Below are 16155 nucleotides of genomic sequence, written 5' to 3'. Positions count from 1 at the left end.
TTTGGGGCGCTAGCCGAAGATGCGGGAGACCTCACGCAGGATTTTTTCGCGGATCGCGCGCGGGTAATCGCGGTGACGTTGCGCCGTGATGACAAAGCCGTCGCGGGTGATGACTTGGCGGGTGAAAAAGTTGGTGATGGCCAATCCCATGCTTTCGATCGCGATGCCATTGATCGTCACGCCTTGGCGTTCGGCCTCCCGCGCGGCGGTGCGGGTGTCAGACCCTGCGTTTGGGGTGCCATCCCCTGAAATATCAATAACTTGCCGTCCGCATTGTGGGGCCTGTTGCATATAATCGAGGGCAAAGACGATCGCATCGCCGGGCGCTGTGTCGGACATCACGAAGGCCCGTTGCATGACCCGTGCGTCCACCGCAAAGGTCTGAACGTCGGCCAAGGTCCGGATTTGGCGCCACGGGATTGAGATGTCTTGCCGGTCCACACCGGACCATTGCATCACGGCCACCGCGACCTGACCCTGGATCAAGGCTTCGGCCACCTCATCATCCAGCACAGCATCGGCCATCCCGTCCGTTTGTAAGCGGTATTCGGCGACGTCGATGGAATTGGACACATCGATGGTCAGTAAAAGGGCGGTGTCACAGGCCAAAGCCGTCTGGGCGGAGAGGCAGAAAATCCAAGGAAACAGATATCGCATGGAGCAATGATGATGCGGCTGTCATCAGAAGCAAGCGGTTATTGAGGGACGCAACTTGGATTTACCGCATTCTGTGGTTTCGTGCTGTCCCATGCATTTGCCGTTCGACAACCATTGGTGGCGTTCGAGGTCTCAGCATAGAAAAACTGTCTGGGAGGTGAAAACGCAGGTTTGAGTTGCCTCAGGGGTTTGCAAGGCAAACACCTAGGGCTGTGGTGACGGTCTGACCATCGGCCAAGACATGCAAGGGGGGGTAAGTGCAGGCTTCTGTTGCCAGGTGCCTGCGAACCCCGCCTAAAGCTGCTAGGCCTTAGGGCTTAATTTTCGGTGTTACGCGCGAGCTTACGCTGCGAGTGCGACCGGAGCATTGTTGTCATTTGCAACTAGCTTGAATGTACCGATAACGGTGGTAACTCACCGAAACAAAGCTAACCCCTTTAGACGTTCGTCGATCCTGTTTCGTCCCCATGTACCCCAAATGAAGGTTGTTGGTGGAGACGCCGGGTACCGCCCCCGGGTCCGATCCGCTTATTACGAGCGCGTTTATGTTCATAGTCCCGAAGGACGTTCCACATATAGGCGTGCAGGCGCGTGGTGCAAAGGGGGGAGTTTGAGTATTTTTGGCAAAACGAAACAGGCGGCGTCAAAAGGTCGGTGCGTTGTACCAAACCAGCCAAGCGGCAGGGGGCCATTCGAAGGCCAGAAACACCAGCGCCTTTTTCAAGGGTGGTTTATCGACAAGGATGGACAAGGCGCGCCCCGCGCCTGCGCCCACATAGGCCACGCCGAGCATGAAATAGGCGTAGGTGTCGCCTGTGAACAAACACCAGATGCCTACGGCGACAAAGAGCCCGCCGGAGCCTGCACGCAGTTCTGAGAGCCCCATGGTTGATCCCGTGGGCACCATATCAAGGGCGCTTGCGGTATAGCGCGGGGCCAGAAAGCCAAACGCCCCGAAGGCGATGGTCAAAAGGGCGATGGCGGGGTTGATGTAATCCATGGGGTGTCCTTGCTGGGTGCTGTTATGTCTACGCAAGGCGGGGCGTATCAGTTCCCTTTTGGTGCATCTTTTCTTTTGGCGGCAACAGATTGGCCCAATTCGGCGGTGTAATCGGCCAAGGTGTCCAGCAGCGCCACGGTTTGATCCGCATCGCGGGCTTCAAGCGCGTCGGCGATTTGGGTGTGCAGCCCGACGATGCGGTCGCGGGACCGCGCGGTGAAGGTGATCATGTTCATCAAAGGTTCAATCGCCTCAACTGCTCCGGCCAGCTGGTAGGACAACACCTGATTGCCCGCCCCATCGACCAGCGCGCGGTGGAAGGCCACGTCGGAGGCGCAAAAGCTTTCGTCGCTCAGCCCCGGTTGCGCCTGACGGGTGATTTCGGCGCGCATGGTGGCCAGATGGTCGGCGCTGCGGCGGTCTGCGGAAAGGGGCGCGCAGGCGCGTTCAAGGGCAAAGCGGGCCTCACAAGCGGTGGTGAAATCGACGGCATTCATGCTGAGCAGCAGGGCAGAGGTCGTGATCTGCTGGCCGTAGGCGTCTTCGAACCGCAATCTGTTCACAAAGGCCCCGCCGGTGGCGCCCCGTTGGGTGCGGATCAACGATTGGGCGGCCAGCCGTTTCAACGCCTCACGCACGGTGGAGCGGGAGACATCGAACTGATCGCTCAACTCAGCCTCGCTCGGCAGACGTTCGCCCACGTCCAGATCGCCGGAGACGATGGCGTCGCGGATGGATTTGGCGATTTGGGCGGAGAGATCAGGTGCATTTTTCATTTGTCAGACATTTAAACGTCTGACATTTAGAAAGGCAACATCTGAGTCGCTTGGGAGGGCGCATTCCGTGGGAGCCATTTTCAACATCCGGTCCGTGCTGTGGGTGGCGTTTTTCGCGCTGATCCTGCTGGCTTGGTCTGTGATGTACATGATGGCCGTGATGTCGGGCGTTGATCTGTCGGGCCGGCCCGTGGGCATGAACATGATGTCTATGGTGACCTTTGGCGCACTGTTTCCCATGTGGGCCATCATGATGGCCGCGATGATGCTGCCGACGTTGGTGCCCACCTTGCGCGCCTGTGAGGATCTGATGGTCAGCGCCAATGGCACGCGCACCGGATGGGCGGGCATTTTGCTGGGCTATTTCGTGGTCTGGGGCGCCTTTGCGGGGCTGATTTCTGTGGTGCAGGTGGGGCTGATCGCGTTGGGGGCTGTGGATGCCCTTGGGATTGCGTCCTCAGCCATTTTTGCAGGCGCCTTGTTGGTCATCGTGGGGCTGTTTCGGTTCTCGCGCGCCAAAGAGGTTTGCCACGGCGTGTGCCATTCCCCGATGATGTATTTCTTGGGCCATTGGAAAACCGGCTTTGCCGGTGGGCTGCGCATGGGGCTTTATGGCGCTTGTTTTGTTGGTGGCGTCATAAGCCTGCTTTGGATGGGGCTGGCCACGCTGTTTATGACTTTGGAAAAACTGCCCTCCGTCGGGCATATCGTCACGAAACCGGCGGGGGTCGTTTTGATCGCCGCCGGCCTTATCTTGCCCGTTTGGGCCAACCTGTAGGAGGTCACCATGGCCAAAACACGTCCCCCCGCCGACAAGCTGCCGGTGTCGCAGCGCATCGACAGTAAGATGGAAAGCAACCCGCTGCGGCGCAAGATGACGCCCACGGAGTGGGCCATCAAGGGGGAGCTGTTCCTCAACTGCTCCTGCACCGTGTTTTGCCCCTGTGTTGTATCCTTGGGCGCGCATCCACCCACCGAAGGACATTGTCATGCGTGGATGGCCATTGCCATTGATGAGGGCCATTTCGAGGGTGAGGATCTGGCAGGGCTGAATGTCGGTCTGCTGGTCGACATCCCGGGACGCATGGGGGAAGGCAACTGGCGCGTGGCGGCCTATGTGGATGAACGGTCGACCCAGAAAGCCTACAACGGTCTGTTGAAGATTTTCAGCGGCGCGGCGGGCGGCACCACGGGCCTGTTCACCTTCCTCGTGTCCGAGATCATCGGGGCCGAGCGTGAGAAGGTCGAGATCGTCCGCGATGGCAAAAAGCGGGGCCTGTATATCGGGCGCAAGATCGCCGGTGAGATTGAGATGATTGATGGCGGCGACCCTGATCATCCGGTGATGATCACCAATTCGAAATATTGGATGGGCCCCGATATCATCGCGGCCAAGGGTCTGAAATCGAAGGTGCGCGACTATGGCCGCGTTTGGGATTTTGGCGGCATGTCGGCGGAGATTTGTCCGATTGATTGGAAAGGCCCCAAGCCATGATCACGGCTGAGTACTGTCGGACGATGGCGCGGTACAATCAGTGGCAAAACAACAGCTTGCGCGATCATGTTAAGGCGATGGACGAAGATGCGCTGCGTCTTGATCGCGGGGCGTTCTTCGGGTCGATTTTTGATACCTTGGTTCACGTGTTGTGGGCCGATCTTTTGTGGCTCAACCGGTTGGACGCCACAATCGCGGTGCGCGAGGCCGATGTTGCGACCCCCGCAGAATGGCTGGCGGAACGGTTCCGTGTGGACGGGGTAATCCGCGAATGGGCGCGTGGGCTGAAAACCGTTGATCTGACGGGCGATGTTGTTTGGACATCAAAGATTTACGGAAAGACCTTCACCCATCCGCGTCCGCTGTGCATCACGCATATGTTTAATCATCAGACCCACCATCGTGGGCAAATCCACGCGATGTTGACGGCGGCGGGACGCACGACGATCGACAGCGATCTCATTTTCATGCCGGAGGAGTAAGATGGCCACAATAGCAGGGTCAAGGCGCGTGCGCCGGACGCCGTTTTCGGACGGGGTCGAGGCGGCAGGTGTAAAGGGATATACGGTTTATAACCGTATGTTATTGCCCACTGTTTTTCGGAGCGTGGTGGAGGATTACAAACATCTGAAGACCGCCGTGCAGGTCTGGGATGTGTCTGTTGAACGTCAGGTTGAAATTCGCGGGCCCGATGCGGGACGTCTGATGCAGATGCTGACCCCGCGTGATCTGCGCGGGATGCTGCCTGGGATGTGCTATTACGTGCCGATGGTGGATGAAACCGGCGGGATGTTGAACGATCCGGTGGCGGTCAAACTGGCCGAAGACCGCTATTGGGTGTCCATTGCCGACAGTGATTTGTTGTTGTGGGTCAAAGGCTTGGCCTACGGTCTTCGCATGGATGTGCTGGTCGATGAACCAGATGTGTCGCCCTTGGCGATCCAAGGACCCAAGGCCGAAGAACTGGCCGCACGGGTGTTTGGCGATAAGGTGAAGGACCTCAAATTCTTCCGGTTCGGGATGTTCGAATTCGGCGGCAAATCTCACGTGGTGGCGCGGTCCGGCTATTCAAAGCAGGGCGGTTTTGAGGTTTATGTGGACGGCGCTGAGCATGGGATGCCGTTGTGGAATGCCCTGATGGAGGCGGGGCGCGATTTGGATGTGCATGCCGGTTGCCCCAATCTGATTGAACGGATCGAGGGAGGGTTGCTGTCCTATGGCAACGACATGACCCGCGAAAACACCCCCCATGAGGCCGGATTGGGGCGGTTCTGTTCCACCCAGACGGCGATTGGCTGTGTTGGGCGCGATGCGCTCTTGCGGGTTAGTAAGGAAGGGCCGGTCAAACAGATCCGCGCCTTGCGGATCGAGGGGGATTTGCCGCCCTGTGATCGTGAATGGGCCTTGATGGATGGCCAGCGGCAGGTGGGGTCGGTCACGTCGTCGGCGTTCTCCCCCGATTTTGAACACAACGTCGCCATTGGCATGGTGCGGATGACCCATTGGGATCAAGGGACCGACCTGGACGTTATCACACAAAGCGGTGTCTTTCCGGCCATCGTGCACGAGACGTTTTGGATTTAGGGCGTTCTAAAATTCTGCGAATTTTGGGGCGCCGAGCGCAATAAAGGAGAACGATATGTTTAACGCTTTGGTGGTTGAGAAGAATGATGAGGGCAAGACGAGCGCCTCTGTCCAACAGATGGACATGGACCGTCTGCCCGACGGCGAGGTGACGGTTGCAGTGGAGTATTCCACGGTGAACTACAAAGACGGTCTGTGCATTGGGCCGGGCGGCGGTTTGGTGCGCAACTACCCCCACATCCCTGGCATTGATTTTGCAGGCACGGTCGAGGCATCGGACGATGATCGCTACAAACCCGGCGATAAGGTCGTTCTGACCGGCTGGCGCGTGGGCGAGGCCCATTGGGGCGGATATTCCCAAAAGGCGCGGGTCAAGGCCGATTGGCTGGTGCCACTGCCTGAGGGGCTCGACACACGTCAGGCCATGGCGGTGGGGACAGCTGGCTTTACCGCGATGCTGGCGGTCATGGCTTTGGAAGATCACGGCATCAAGGACGGTCCCGTGTTGGTCACGGGGGCTGCCGGCGGCGTCGGGTCTGTGGCCACGGCCATTCTGGCCAATCTTGGTCATGAGGTTGCGGGTGTAACGGGGCGGCCTGAGACGGCCGATTATCTGACATCACTGGGGGCCACGCAGATCGTGCCCCGTGAGGAGCTGAACGAGACAACCAAGCGCCCCTTGGAGGGCGAAACTTGGGGCGGATGTGTGGATGCCGTCGGCGGTGAGATGCTGGCGCGGCTGCTGGGGCAAATGAAATACGGGGCTTCTGTTGCAGCTGTGGGTCTGGCCGGAGGCGCGGCGTTGCCGGCAACTGTCATTCCGTTTTTGCTGCGCGGTGTGAACCTGCTGGGTATCGACAGTGTGATGCAGCCCTATGACAACCGAGTGCGGGCTTGGGCGCGGATTGCCAAGGACCTGCCGATGGACAAGCTGGAGGCCATGGTGCAACCGGCGGTTCTGTCGGATTTGCCAGCGCTTGGGCGCGACATCCTGAAGGGTCAGGTCAAGGGCCGTGTCGTTGTTGATGTGAACGGGTGAGGGTGAAGGATGGGGTGACGCGCGGCTGCGCCGACGCCCCACCCACCATCCCGTTAGCCTCCGGCGGGAGTTTTTAGGCCAGATGAAGCCTTGGCGTTGTGGCCGGTCGGTTTAGGTTGCGCTTCAACAAAGGGAGTGCGGCATGAAGCCTGTGATTTATTGGGTGCGGCGGGATTTGCGGCTGAGCGACAATGCCGCGTTAAGTGAGGCCTGCGCATCCGGGCGGCATGTCATTCCGGTGTTTATCTGTGACGAGGTGGTCGAGGGGCACGGGGCCGCACCAAAGTTCCGGCTGGGCGAGGGCGTGCGCGTGTTCGGGCAGGCTTTGACTGAGGCCGGGTCGCGGTTGATTTTGCGGCGCGGTGCGGCGCTGGATGTGCTGCGTGCGTTGGTCAAAGAAACGGGGGCCGAGGCGGTGGTCTGGAACCGTCTTTATGACCCGCAGACCAAGGCGCGTGACACGTCGGTGAAGGCTGCGTTGAAGGACGACGGTCTTGAGGTCACGTCCTTTGCGGGCCATTTGTTGTTTGAACCCTGGACGGTGGAGACCAAGACGGGTGGGTTTTACAAAGTCTTCACACCCATGTGGAAGATGGTGCGCGGGCGCGATGTGGCTTCCCCTCTCAAACCACCGAGCGATATTCCTGCGCCAGATGGCTGGCCTGCTTCCGATGATCTGGAGGATTGGGGGCTGGCGGATGCCATGCGCCGTGGGGCGCCGGTGTTGGCGCGTCATATCTGTGTGGGCGAAGAGGCCGCACGGGGGCGATTGGGGGCGTTTTTGGCCCACAAGGTTGACGATTATGACACCAACCGTGATTTGCCCAGCGTGGATGGCACGTCGCGGCTGTCCGAAAACCTCACCTACGGGGAGATCAGCCCGGCCACCTGTTGGCACGCCGGACGGCGGCAGATGGAGGAGGGCAGCACGGGCGCTGAGACATTCTGCAAAGAACTCGTCTGGCGTGAATTTGCCTACCATCTGGCCCATCACACCCCGCGCATTGTGGACCAGAACTGGCGCGAGGATTGGGATGCTTTCCCGTGGAACGAAGATGAACGACTGGCCGAGGTGAAGGCGTGGAAACAGGGCCGCACGGGGTTGCCGTTTGTCGATGCTGCCATGCGGGAGATGTATGTGACCGGCACCATGCACAACCGCGGGCGGATGATCGTGGCCTCTTATTTGACGAAACATCTGATGTGCCACTGGCGGATCGGGCAAAAGTGGTTTGAAGACTGTCTGATCGATTGGGACCCCGCCAGCAATGCCATGGGGTGGCAATGGTCGGCGGGGTCTGGCCCTGATGCGACGCCCTATTTCCGTGTGTTCAATCCCGAAACCCAAGTGGAAAAATTCGACCGCGACGGGCAATACAGACGCACATGGATTGCCGAAGGGTATGGCGACCCGTCAGACACGGCGCTGTCCTATTTTGATGCGATCCCTGAAAGCTGGCCCATGTCACCGCAGGATGCCTATCCGGACCCTATTGTTGAGGCGTCAGAGGGGCGCAAGCGGGCGCTGTCGGCATATGAGAACCGCGACTTCTAATGTGTCAGGCGAACGTGACAGTTGGGCCGTGACACCTTGGCTGTGTTTCGTTAATACTTTTCGAAACCATTTGCCGGCCTGCGCCGTATCTTAAGCAACGAAAAACAAATACTTGGAAGCCGTCGATGATCCTCACCACCACCCAAGGGCAGGCCAATCTGCCCCGTTATTTCAGCAATGTCTTTGCGATGTCGAAATCGCTGAAACGGGGGCGGGTGGATTTTATCTTGCCCGATGGGCGGACCTTTCGCGCCGAAGCCCCTGAACCTGGCTATGTGGCGGTGATTGAGGTTCACAACACGGACCTGTTTGCGCGGCTGATCCGTGAAGGCGATCTTGGGTTTTCCGAGGCTTACATGGACGGCTGGTGGTCCACGCCTGATCTGATGGCCTTTATGGATTTGGTCAGCGACGACGCCGAAGACATCTATGACGGCTTTCCGGGCCAAGGTCTGGTGCGGGCCTATGAAAAACTGCGGTTCTGGTTGCAAAGCAATTCGAAACGTCAGGCCAAGAAAAACATCAGCTATCACTATGATCTGGGCAATGATTTCTACGGGCTGTGGTTGGACGACACCATGACCTATTCCTCCGCCAAATATGTCACGGGGCAGGAGGATCTTGAGAAGGCACAGACGCAGAAGTACGCCTCGATGGTGGATGAAATGGGCGCAAAGCCCGGCGATCACGTGCTTGAGATTGGCTGCGGATGGGGCGGGTTTGCGGAATATGCCGCAAAGGAACGCGGGTTGCGTGTCACCTGTCTGACGATCAGCCAAGAACAGTATAAGTACGCCGTGGACCGCATTGAAAAGGCTGGGCTTTCCGACATGGTCGAGTTCAAGCTGCAGGACTACCGTGATGAGACCGGCCAATATGACGGCATCGCCAGCATCGAGATGTTCGAGGCCGTGGGCGAAAAATACTGGCCGGTCTACTTCGACACCGTGCGCGAACGGCTCAAACCCGGTGCGCGGGGCACGTTCCAGATCATTCTGGTGCAGGACCGTCGTTGGCACGTCTATAAACGCGGCGTGGATTTCATCCAGAAATACATCTTTCCAGGGGGCATGTTGCCCGCGCCGACGATCCTGCGGGAGACGATCAAGAAATCCGGGCTTGAGGTCAGCGGGTCCGTGGAATTCGGGCAAAGTTATTCCGAAACCCTGCGTCGCTGGTATGAGACCTTCAACGACAAATGGGACGATGTGGAGGCTTTGGGTTTTGACGACCGGTTCCGCCGCATGTGGAACTTTTACCTGACCTCTTGCGCGGGCGCGTTCCGCGGGGGTATTTGCGATGTAACGCAAATTACGGTGACAAAACCCAACAGCTAGGGCGCCCGCAAAGGGGCCGTGGTCAGGGTCACCAAAACGGGAGCAGGGACATGCCAACATTTGGACGATTGGTCGGGGCCGTCTGGTTCGGGGTCTTGGCGTGGTATGTGTCGCTTTTGATCATACCGCTGTTTCCCGAGGGCACCAATATGGGCTGGTTTCGGGAGTTGAACGCGGGGCTGGGCCTGTTTGCGGGATGGAAGATCGCAGGGCCACGGGCGGGTACGGGATATGTGGCCTCAATCAGCTATGGTCTCACGACCTTGGTGGCTTTGGTCGTCATGGGGCTGTTCTTTAACTCCTTCTTCGTGATGATCGAATATTCGCTGCGCAAACGTTATGATGGCGCGGGGGAGGCTGTGACCCATGTCTTTGAATTGTTCGTGGAACATGCCGCGATGATGGCCACGCCGGACATCATAACCACCTTGGTGGTGGGGGGGCTTGTCGGTGGGTTGGTCACGGAATTCTTTGGTCGTCGGTTCAGCTGATGGACCTGTTTTTATTCGGCACCTTGCTGCACATGCCCTTGCTTGAGGTGGTCAGCGGTGACGCAGATGTGCGCGCCAAGGTGCATCTGGGCGTGCGCACCGGATTTCGTGTCAGTCGCGTGGCCGGACAGGTCTTTCCCATGATGCATGCGGACCCCGATGGCGTCGCAGAAGGGATCATCGTGCAGGGGTTGAGCGATGAGGCGCTGGCGCGGCTGGACTACTACGAAAAGGCGTTTGGCTATGACCGCGTTGAATTCGTCGTTCTGGATGAACACCAAACGCCGCGCAATGTGACCTGCTATGTGGGCGAGGAGGGGCGGTGGACCCCGGCTGAACCTTGGGACCGAGAGGGCTGGATCGCGGCATTGGGTGAAGTCACAACCATGACCGCCCGTGAGGCGATGGGCCTTTATGGGGAGGTTCCGGCGCAAGTCATGGGCAGCCGTTATCCGCAGATGATGGCGCGCGCGGCCTCGCGTCAGCGCGCAGCCCGTGAAGCGGGCGGGCGCGGCATGGGGCGCTCTGACGTGCAGTTGATTGAGGCGCGCAAAGCCTATTCAGGCTTTTTCACCGTTGAAGAATTGGACGTGGCGTTCCGCCGGTTTGACGGCACGATGTCTGATCCGGTGAACCGCGTGGTCTTTGTGGGCGTCGATTGTTCCATCGTGCTGCCCTATGACCCTGTGCGCGACCGCGTGCTGGTGGTCGAACAATTCCGCCCCGGTGCCTATCTGCGCGGCGATCCGAACCCGTGGACGGTGGAACCTATCGCAGGCCGCATTGATCCCGGTGAAACCCCCGAAGAGGCCGCCCGCCGTGAGGCTGCGGAGGAGGCGGGCGTTGACCTCAAGGACCTGCACTGCGTGTCGGCGGCGTATCCCAGCCCCGGCACCACCACAGAACATTTCTTTGTCTACGTGGGGCTATGCGATCTGCCTGATGGCACGGCAGGGCAGGGCGGTTTGCCGTCCGAGGCCGAGGACATCCGGTCCCATGTGATGGAATGGGCGGATTTTGATGCCGACCTGAATGCAGGCCGGTTCAATCTGTTGCCGCTCTTGGTGGCGGGGCACTGGCTGGCGCGCAATCGCGACAGGCTGCGGGGCGCATCTGCTTGAACGATCGGGGCGGACCCCATACACCTGACGACAAGAATGAAAGGCCTGACAAAATGACCATCCGCAAAGACCTTGCCGCCGCTGTGGGCAACACGCCACTGATCCGTCTTAACGCCGCGTCCGAGGCCACGGGGTGTGAAATTTTGGGCAAGGCCGAATTCATGAACCCCGGCCAATCGGTCAAGGACCGCGCGGCCTTGTTCATTATCCGCGATGCGGTGGAAAAAGGCCTGTTGAAACCCGGTGGCACGATTGTCGAAGGCACGGCGGGCAACACCGGCATCGGGCTGGCACTTGTGGGCGCGTCCATGGGGTTCAAGACGGTGATCGTCATCCCTGAGACGCAATCGGAAGAAAAGAAAGAGATGTTGCGCTTGGCCGGTGCTGAACTGGTCCAAGTGCCGGCCGCACCGTACCGTAATCCCAACAATTTCGTGCGTTATTCCGAACGGCTGGCCAAGGAACTGGCGCGGACGACCAATGAGGGCGTGATCTGGGCCAACCAGTTCGACAATGTCGCCAACCGGCAGGCCCATATCGAAACCACAGCGCCTGAGATTTGGGACCAGACGGGCGGCAAGGTCGATGGCTTTATCTGTGCTGTGGGGTCTGGCGGGACGTTGGCCGGGGTGGCCATGGCGTTGCAGCCCAAGGGGGTCAAGATCGGTCTTGCGGACCCTGACGGCGCGGCTTTGTTCAATTACTACACCAAGGGTGAGCTGACGATGACCGACGGCGGGTCGATTAACGAAGGCATCGGTCAGGTGCGGATCACCGAGAACCTTAAGGACCTCAAACCCGACTATGCCTACAATATCCACGACAGCGAAGCCTTGCCTTATGTCTTTGATCTGTTGGCGGATGAGGGGCTGTGTCTGGGCGGGTCCAGCGGTGTGAACATCGCCGGTGCCGTGCGCATGGCGCGCGATATGGGGCCCGGCCATACGATCGTGACGATCCTGTGCGACTATGGCACGCGGTATCAATCCAAGCTCTATAATCCTGACTTCCTGCGCGAAAAGGGGCTGCCTGTGCCAGCATGGCTCGATAAACCGGCCGCAGAGATCCCGTCGGTGATGGAAGACGTATGATCCGCGCCACAGCACCGCTGCTGGCACTGTGGCTGCTTTTGGTGGCCACGCCGGTCTGGGCGCAAAACACGGGCGTTCTGGCAGATGTGACCGGTGAGGCGGCGGGGTCCACACAAGAGGAGACAAGCCCCGATCCGGCGGCGGTTGAGTTGACCGAAGAACAGGCCGCCGAGGCCGCAGCCCTGCCGCCGGTCTTCGACGATCTTGAGGACTGGGAAGAGTTCAGCAAGCGGGCCGGTGACGCCATCGAGGAAGGCCGCGCATCCAACGCGGCATTGGCAGACCTGCGCGATCAACTCTCCGATTGGAGAGAGGTGTTTTTGACACGGGAGGGCACCAACCAAGCGCGCATTGCCACGGTTGAGGACCAGATTGACGCTTTGGGGGCGGCCCCCGATGTGGGCGATGAAGACCCGCGTGTCATCGCCCGCCGGGCCGAATTGACCGAACGGTTGCAGCTGTTGCGCGCGCCCTCGCGCCTTGCCACCGAGGCCTACACCCGCGCCGATGGCCTGATCGGTGAGATCGACAGCATCGTGCGTGACCGGCAGGCCCAACGCATTACCGAACGCACGACCTCGCCCTTGAACCCCACCGTCTGGCCCGCCACCTTCGAGGCGCTGCTGCGGTCGGTTCTGGCCATGCGCACCGAAATTGAAACGCAAATCCAAAGCTCCACCAGACGGGCCGAGCTGTCCGAGCAATTGCCTGCCATTCTGGCGCTGTTGGCTGTGGCGCTTGTTATGGTGATGCGCGGACGGGTCTGGTTCGGGCACCTGTCGGGCCTTCTTGAGTCGCGCACACGGCGCGGTCAGGGCGTGGTGCGCTTTGTGCTGTCCTTGGGTCAGATCATCATTCCCTTTGTGGGGCTTATGGCCTTGTCCCAAGCTTTGGAACTGTCATCAATGTTGGGCCGCCGGACCCAGCCCTTGGTTGAAGCTTTGCCGCTTTATGGCCTGTTCCCCATTTTGGCCCATTGGCTGGCTGCTTTGCTGATGCCAGAGGGGCGTTCAGCCGAAGATCATCCCTTGAAACTGGATGCAGAGGCGTCCCAACGGGCCGCACGCCGGTTTGTGTGGTTGGGCTATGCGCTGATGGCTTTTGCCTATGCGGGCCTGTTTGCGCAGGTGAACAGCTTCGATGTGGTTCCCACCGCTGTGCTGATGTTTCCGGTGGGGTTTGTGCTGTGCTGGACGCTGTATTGGCTGGGGCGCAAGTTGCGGCGCGACACATCCATTGAAGAGGCCGATGCCGCACGCTCTTTCCGTCAATCGCTGCGGGGGATGGTCAGCCGAGGTCTGATATTGGCTGCTGTGATTGCAGTGGTGCTGGCCGCTTTGGGCTATTCCGCAGCCTTCGAGGCAATCCCCTATCCGGCAGGTATGACGCTGTATGTCTTTGGTGTGTTGTTGATCCTGCAGCGGCTGTCCGTCGATGCCTACACCTTGCTGACAAAGTCCGACAACAGCGCGCAGGATGCGCTGATCCCCGTGCTGATCGGCTTTGCCCTGATCGTGATTGCCCTGCCGGTGCTGGCCGTCATCTGGGGCGCGCAGGTCACCGACCTGACCGAACTTTGGGCGCGCTTCCGCGAAGGGTTTGCCATTGGCGCCACGCGCATTTCGCCCACGTCGTTCCTGACCTTCGTAGTGATTTTCGTCGTGGGCTATACAGTGACGCGGCTGGTGCAGGCGGCGTTGCGCACGACTGTGCTGCCGCGCACGAAACTCGACATCGGGGGGCAGAACGCGATTGTGGCGGGCATGGGCTATGTGGGCATTTTCCTCGCAGCACTCATCGCGATCACCACCGCTGGCATCGACCTCAGCGGGCTTGCGATTGTGGCAGGGGCCTTGTCTGTGGGCATCGGCTTTGGCCTGCAAAACATTGTCAGCAACTTTGTTGCGGGGATCATCCTGCTGATTGAGCGCCCCATCAGCGAAGGCGACTGGATCGAAGTGGGCGGACAAATGGGCTATGTGCGCGATATCTCCGTACGCTCCACCCGGATTGAGACGTTTGATAAAACCGATGTGATTGTGCCCAACGCCGATCTGGTGGCAGGCCAAGTGACCAACTGGACCCGTGGCAACAGCGTGGGCCGTGTGATCGTGTCGGTGGGCGTGGCCTATGGGACAGACACGAAGCAGGTGACAGATATCCTCAAGGATATTGCGGAAAATCACCCGATGGTCATCGCCAATCCGCCTGCCTCCGTGCTGTTCCGTGGCTTTGGCGCGGACAGTCTGGACTTTGAAATCCGCGCCTACCTGCGGGATGTGAATTGGGTGATGGCCGTGCATTCGGATATGAACCACGCGATCAACACCCGATTTGCCGAGGCCGGGATCGAAATCCCCTTCGCTCAGCGGGATCTGTGGTTGCGCAACCCTGAAACCCTGGCCCATGCTGCCGGTGATCTGCCCCCTCACGCGGGGCCGACTGATCTGACCAAAGACAGCCACGATGCCGACACCGACGGAGACGGCGACCCATGACCAAGCCCTTGTTCATCGACAACGCCTACCTGCGTGATGCGGAGGCTGAGGTTTTCGCCGTCACCGACGAAGGCGGGATCATTCTGGATGGCACGATCTTTTACGCTACAAGCGGCGGCCAACCGGGCGACAGCGGCACGCTGACGTGGGATGGCGGCAAGATCGACATTGCCACCACCGTCAAGGGGGAGCGGGGCAGCATCGTGCTTGTCCCCGCCGAACCCAACCCGTTGCCACCAGTGGGCGCGCGGGTGATGCAATCTCTCGATTGGGAACGCCGCCACCGTCATATGCGTGTCCATACGGCGCTGCATCTGTTGTCTGTGGTCATCCCGCTGCCCGTTACAGGCGGGTCAATCGGCACCGACACGGGCCGTCTGGATTTCGACATGCCCGACGCGCCCAGCGACAAAGCGGGCTTAGAAGACACGCTCAACAAACTTATCGGTTGCGATTTTGAGGTGCGCGATGAATGGATCACCGAAGCAGAGCTTGATGCCAATCCGGGCCTCGTGAAAACCATGTCCGTCGCCCCGCCCAAGGGGGCTGGCAAGATCCGCCTCGTGCGCATCGGAGAGGGCGGAAACACCGCCGATCTGCAGCCCTGCGGCGGCACCCATGTGCGGTTTACCTCGGAAATTGGAACGGTGCGTTTGGGCAAGGTCGAAAAGAAGGGCAAGCAGAACCGCCGGGTCTACTTGCATTTGGTGCCATGATGTTTCGCATCCTCTTTACCATCACGGGCGCTTTTGCGCTGGTTCTCGGGGTGATCTTGCTAATGGCCCCACAGGCCTATCTGTCACTGTATGTGCCGCAATACGATCCGGTGAATATGCCCTTCGCCGCCCAACGGCTGTCGCCCGCGATCATGGGGCTTGGCGCGCTTTTGCTGCTGGCCAGCACCCTGCCGCCCGGCGCCTTTGCCAGTCGCTTCTCGGGGCTCACCGCCTTGGTGTGGGTCGGTGTGGCGGCCACGGGCGTTTTCCACTACCTGACCGGCACAGCCACCTTCGCGATCCTTGTGGCGGCGGGCTCCGAAATCGCGCTCGGCGTGCTCTTTGGCCTCGCGGCCCACAGCCACCGGGCGACCTGACTTCATCTGGCCCCAAAAACTCCCCCCGGAGGGCCTCTTCGCCGCACAGGCATCGGCCGATGGCTGGCATTTTGCGTCAAAAACATCCCGCAGCAAGCCTTGATCGCGTCGCGCCGCGGCTCGCGCGGCCCAATCCAAAAAAACCTGAAATTGGCCCTTGCCCCCGCCCTTGGTTTTTGGGTAGACCGCGCCCACGGACAGGTGGCCGAGTGGTCGAAGGCGCACGCCTGGAAAGTGTGTAGGCGGGAGACCGTCTCCAGGGTTCGAATCCCTGTCTGTCCGCCACTTCCCCAAATTCTTTGATCACCAACGCAGACAACCGTCGGCACGATGCGCCCTAAATTTCCAGAAATTTAGCCGTCCGACCGAAAGGCCGCGTCCAAGTCTTCAAACATCTGCGCCCGTTTCCGCCGGAGTT

16 protein-coding genes, 1 tRNA gene and 1 other RNA gene are annotated in these 16155 nt (G+C 59.9%); 14 read left to right on the top strand and 4 right to left on the bottom strand.

The genetic code is table 11. From position 1 onward, the window contains the following. Positions 1–9: 9 nt before the first annotated feature. From ACTG36_RS14615 to ACTG36_RS14600, 4 genes are all read right to left on the bottom strand, one after another. Positions 10–657, bottom strand: a complete 648-nt coding sequence (locus tag ACTG36_RS14615) for a DUF1194 domain-containing protein (protein WP_375281954.1) — start codon at positions 655–657, stop codon at positions 10–12. A 256-nt stretch (positions 658–913) separates the two neighbouring features. Beyond that, positions 914–1262, bottom strand: a transfer-messenger RNA (tmRNA) gene (ssrA, locus tag ACTG36_RS14610). A 38-nt stretch (positions 1263–1300) separates the two neighbouring features. Then, on the bottom strand, positions 1301–1657 hold the full coding sequence (locus ACTG36_RS14605) for a DUF4345 family protein (protein ID WP_375281953.1): 357 nt from the start codon (positions 1655–1657) through the stop codon (positions 1301–1303). Positions 1658–1704: 47 nt separating this feature from the next. Then, positions 1705–2433, bottom strand: coding sequence for a FadR/GntR family transcriptional regulator (locus ACTG36_RS14600; protein WP_375281952.1), 729 nt, complete (start codon positions 2431–2433; stop codon positions 1705–1707). A 67-nt stretch (positions 2434–2500) separates the two neighbouring features. On the opposite strand from ACTG36_RS14600, the gene ACTG36_RS14595 reads away from it, so the two are divergent. From ACTG36_RS14595 to ACTG36_RS14530, 14 genes are all read left to right on the top strand, one after another. Beyond that, positions 2501–3211 carry a DUF2182 domain-containing protein gene (locus ACTG36_RS14595; protein ID WP_375281951.1) on the top strand — a complete coding sequence of 237 codons (711 nt, stop codon included), beginning with the start codon at positions 2501–2503 and terminating at the stop codon, positions 3209–3211. A gap of 9 nt (positions 3212–3220) precedes the next feature. Continuing rightward, positions 3221–3928 carry a DUF1326 domain-containing protein gene (locus ACTG36_RS14590; RefSeq protein WP_375281950.1) on the top strand — a complete coding sequence of 236 codons (708 nt, stop codon included), beginning with the start codon at positions 3221–3223 and terminating at the stop codon, positions 3926–3928. Next, positions 3925–4410: a DinB family protein gene (locus ACTG36_RS14585; protein ID WP_375281949.1), complete on the top strand. Its 486-nt coding sequence runs from the start codon at positions 3925–3927 to the stop codon at positions 4408–4410. The genes ACTG36_RS14590 and ACTG36_RS14585 overlap by 4 nt, the downstream gene beginning before the upstream one ends. Before the next feature lies 1 nt (position 4411). Next, positions 4412–5512 carry a dimethylsulfoniopropionate demethylase gene (locus ACTG36_RS14580; protein WP_375281948.1) on the top strand — a complete coding sequence of 367 codons (1101 nt, stop codon included), beginning with the start codon at positions 4412–4414 and terminating at the stop codon, positions 5510–5512. A gap of 55 nt (positions 5513–5567) precedes the next feature. Continuing rightward, positions 5568–6551: an acryloyl-CoA reductase gene (gene acuI / locus ACTG36_RS14575; protein ID WP_375281947.1), complete on the top strand. Its 984-nt coding sequence runs from the start codon at positions 5568–5570 to the stop codon at positions 6549–6551. Between the two features lie 142 nt (positions 6552–6693). Further along, positions 6694–8106 carry a cryptochrome/photolyase family protein gene (locus ACTG36_RS14570; RefSeq protein WP_439142738.1) on the top strand — a complete coding sequence of 471 codons (1413 nt, stop codon included), beginning with the start codon at positions 6694–6696 and terminating at the stop codon, positions 8104–8106. Between the two features lie 125 nt (positions 8107–8231). Next, entirely contained in the window at positions 8232–9443 is a 1212-nt protein-coding gene (locus tag ACTG36_RS14565; RefSeq protein ID WP_375281946.1) for a class I SAM-dependent methyltransferase, read from the top strand. Positions 9444–9493: 50 nt separating this feature from the next. Next, positions 9494–9934 carry a TrgA family protein gene (locus ACTG36_RS14560; RefSeq protein ID WP_375281945.1) on the top strand — a complete coding sequence of 147 codons (441 nt, stop codon included), beginning with the start codon at positions 9494–9496 and terminating at the stop codon, positions 9932–9934. Further along, the gene (locus ACTG36_RS14555) at positions 9934–11055 is read left to right on the top strand and encodes an NUDIX domain-containing protein (RefSeq protein ID WP_375281944.1); all 1122 of its coding nucleotides are present in this window, start codon (positions 9934–9936) and stop codon (positions 11053–11055) included. The genes ACTG36_RS14560 and ACTG36_RS14555 overlap by 1 nt, the downstream gene beginning before the upstream one ends. 53 nt (positions 11056–11108) lie before the next feature. Further along, complete coding sequence (locus tag ACTG36_RS14550) at positions 11109–12146, top strand: cysteine synthase A (protein WP_375281943.1); 1038 nt, start codon at positions 11109–11111, stop codon at positions 12144–12146. Then, complete coding sequence (locus ACTG36_RS14545; RefSeq protein WP_439142735.1) at positions 12143–14644, top strand: DUF3772 domain-containing protein; 2502 nt, start codon at positions 12143–12145, stop codon at positions 14642–14644. Before ACTG36_RS14550 ends, ACTG36_RS14545 begins: the two co-directional genes overlap by 4 nt. After that, on the top strand, positions 14641–15360 hold the full coding sequence (locus ACTG36_RS14540) for an alanyl-tRNA editing protein (protein WP_439142733.1): 720 nt from the start codon (positions 14641–14643) through the stop codon (positions 15358–15360). Before ACTG36_RS14545 ends, ACTG36_RS14540 begins: the two co-directional genes overlap by 4 nt. Next, entirely contained in the window at positions 15357–15737 is a 381-nt protein-coding gene (locus ACTG36_RS14535; protein WP_439142731.1) for a hypothetical protein, read from the top strand. Before ACTG36_RS14540 ends, ACTG36_RS14535 begins: the two co-directional genes overlap by 4 nt. Before the next feature lie 195 nt (positions 15738–15932). Then, positions 15933–16022: transfer RNA gene (locus ACTG36_RS14530), tRNA-Ser, on the top strand. Positions 16023–16155: the final 133 nt, after the last annotated feature.

Origin of the sequence: Pseudooctadecabacter sp., assembly GCF_965657175.1 — a bacterium.
Lineage (GTDB): Bacteria > Pseudomonadota > Alphaproteobacteria > Rhodobacterales > Rhodobacteraceae > Octadecabacter.
Note: the sequence above shows the minus strand (reverse complement) of the source record. Positions and strands in the feature narration are given on the sequence as shown.

Excerpts from the sequence above, each read along its gene's own strand:
- ACTG36_RS14560 (WP_375281945.1), top strand. The coding sequence starts at position 9,494 with ATGCCAACATTTGGACGATTGGTCGGGGCCGTCTGGTTCGGGGTCTTG.
- ACTG36_RS14555 (WP_375281944.1), top strand. The coding sequence starts at position 9,934 with ATGGACCTGTTTTTATTCGGCACCTTGCTGCACATGCCCTTGCTTGAG.
- ACTG36_RS14540 (WP_439142733.1), top strand. The coding sequence starts at position 14,641 with ATGACCAAGCCCTTGTTCATCGACAACGCCTACCTGCGTGATGCGGAG.
- ACTG36_RS14605 (WP_375281953.1), bottom strand. The coding sequence starts at position 1,657 with ATGGATTACATCAACCCCGCCATCGCCCTTTTGACCATCGCCTTCGGG.
- ACTG36_RS14550 (WP_375281943.1), top strand. The coding sequence starts at position 11,109 with ATGACCATCCGCAAAGACCTTGCCGCCGCTGTGGGCAACACGCCACTG.
- ACTG36_RS14570 (WP_439142738.1), top strand. The coding sequence starts at position 6,694 with ATGAAGCCTGTGATTTATTGGGTGCGGCGGGATTTGCGGCTGAGCGAC.
- ACTG36_RS14535 (WP_439142731.1), top strand. The coding sequence starts at position 15,357 with ATGATGTTTCGCATCCTCTTTACCATCACGGGCGCTTTTGCGCTGGTT.
- ACTG36_RS14565 (WP_375281946.1), top strand. The coding sequence starts at position 8,232 with ATGATCCTCACCACCACCCAAGGGCAGGCCAATCTGCCCCGTTATTTC.
- acuI (WP_375281947.1), top strand. The coding sequence starts at position 5,568 with ATGTTTAACGCTTTGGTGGTTGAGAAGAATGATGAGGGCAAGACGAGC.
- ACTG36_RS14600 (WP_375281952.1), bottom strand. The coding sequence starts at position 2,433 with ATGAAAAATGCACCTGATCTCTCCGCCCAAATCGCCAAATCCATCCGC.
- ACTG36_RS14545 (WP_439142735.1), top strand. The coding sequence starts at position 12,143 with ATGATCCGCGCCACAGCACCGCTGCTGGCACTGTGGCTGCTTTTGGTG.
- ACTG36_RS14585 (WP_375281949.1), top strand. The coding sequence starts at position 3,925 with ATGATCACGGCTGAGTACTGTCGGACGATGGCGCGGTACAATCAGTGG.
- ACTG36_RS14590 (WP_375281950.1), top strand. The coding sequence starts at position 3,221 with ATGGCCAAAACACGTCCCCCCGCCGACAAGCTGCCGGTGTCGCAGCGC.
- ACTG36_RS14615 (WP_375281954.1), bottom strand. The coding sequence starts at position 657 with ATGCGATATCTGTTTCCTTGGATTTTCTGCCTCTCCGCCCAGACGGCT.
- ACTG36_RS14580 (WP_375281948.1), top strand. The coding sequence starts at position 4,412 with ATGGCCACAATAGCAGGGTCAAGGCGCGTGCGCCGGACGCCGTTTTCG.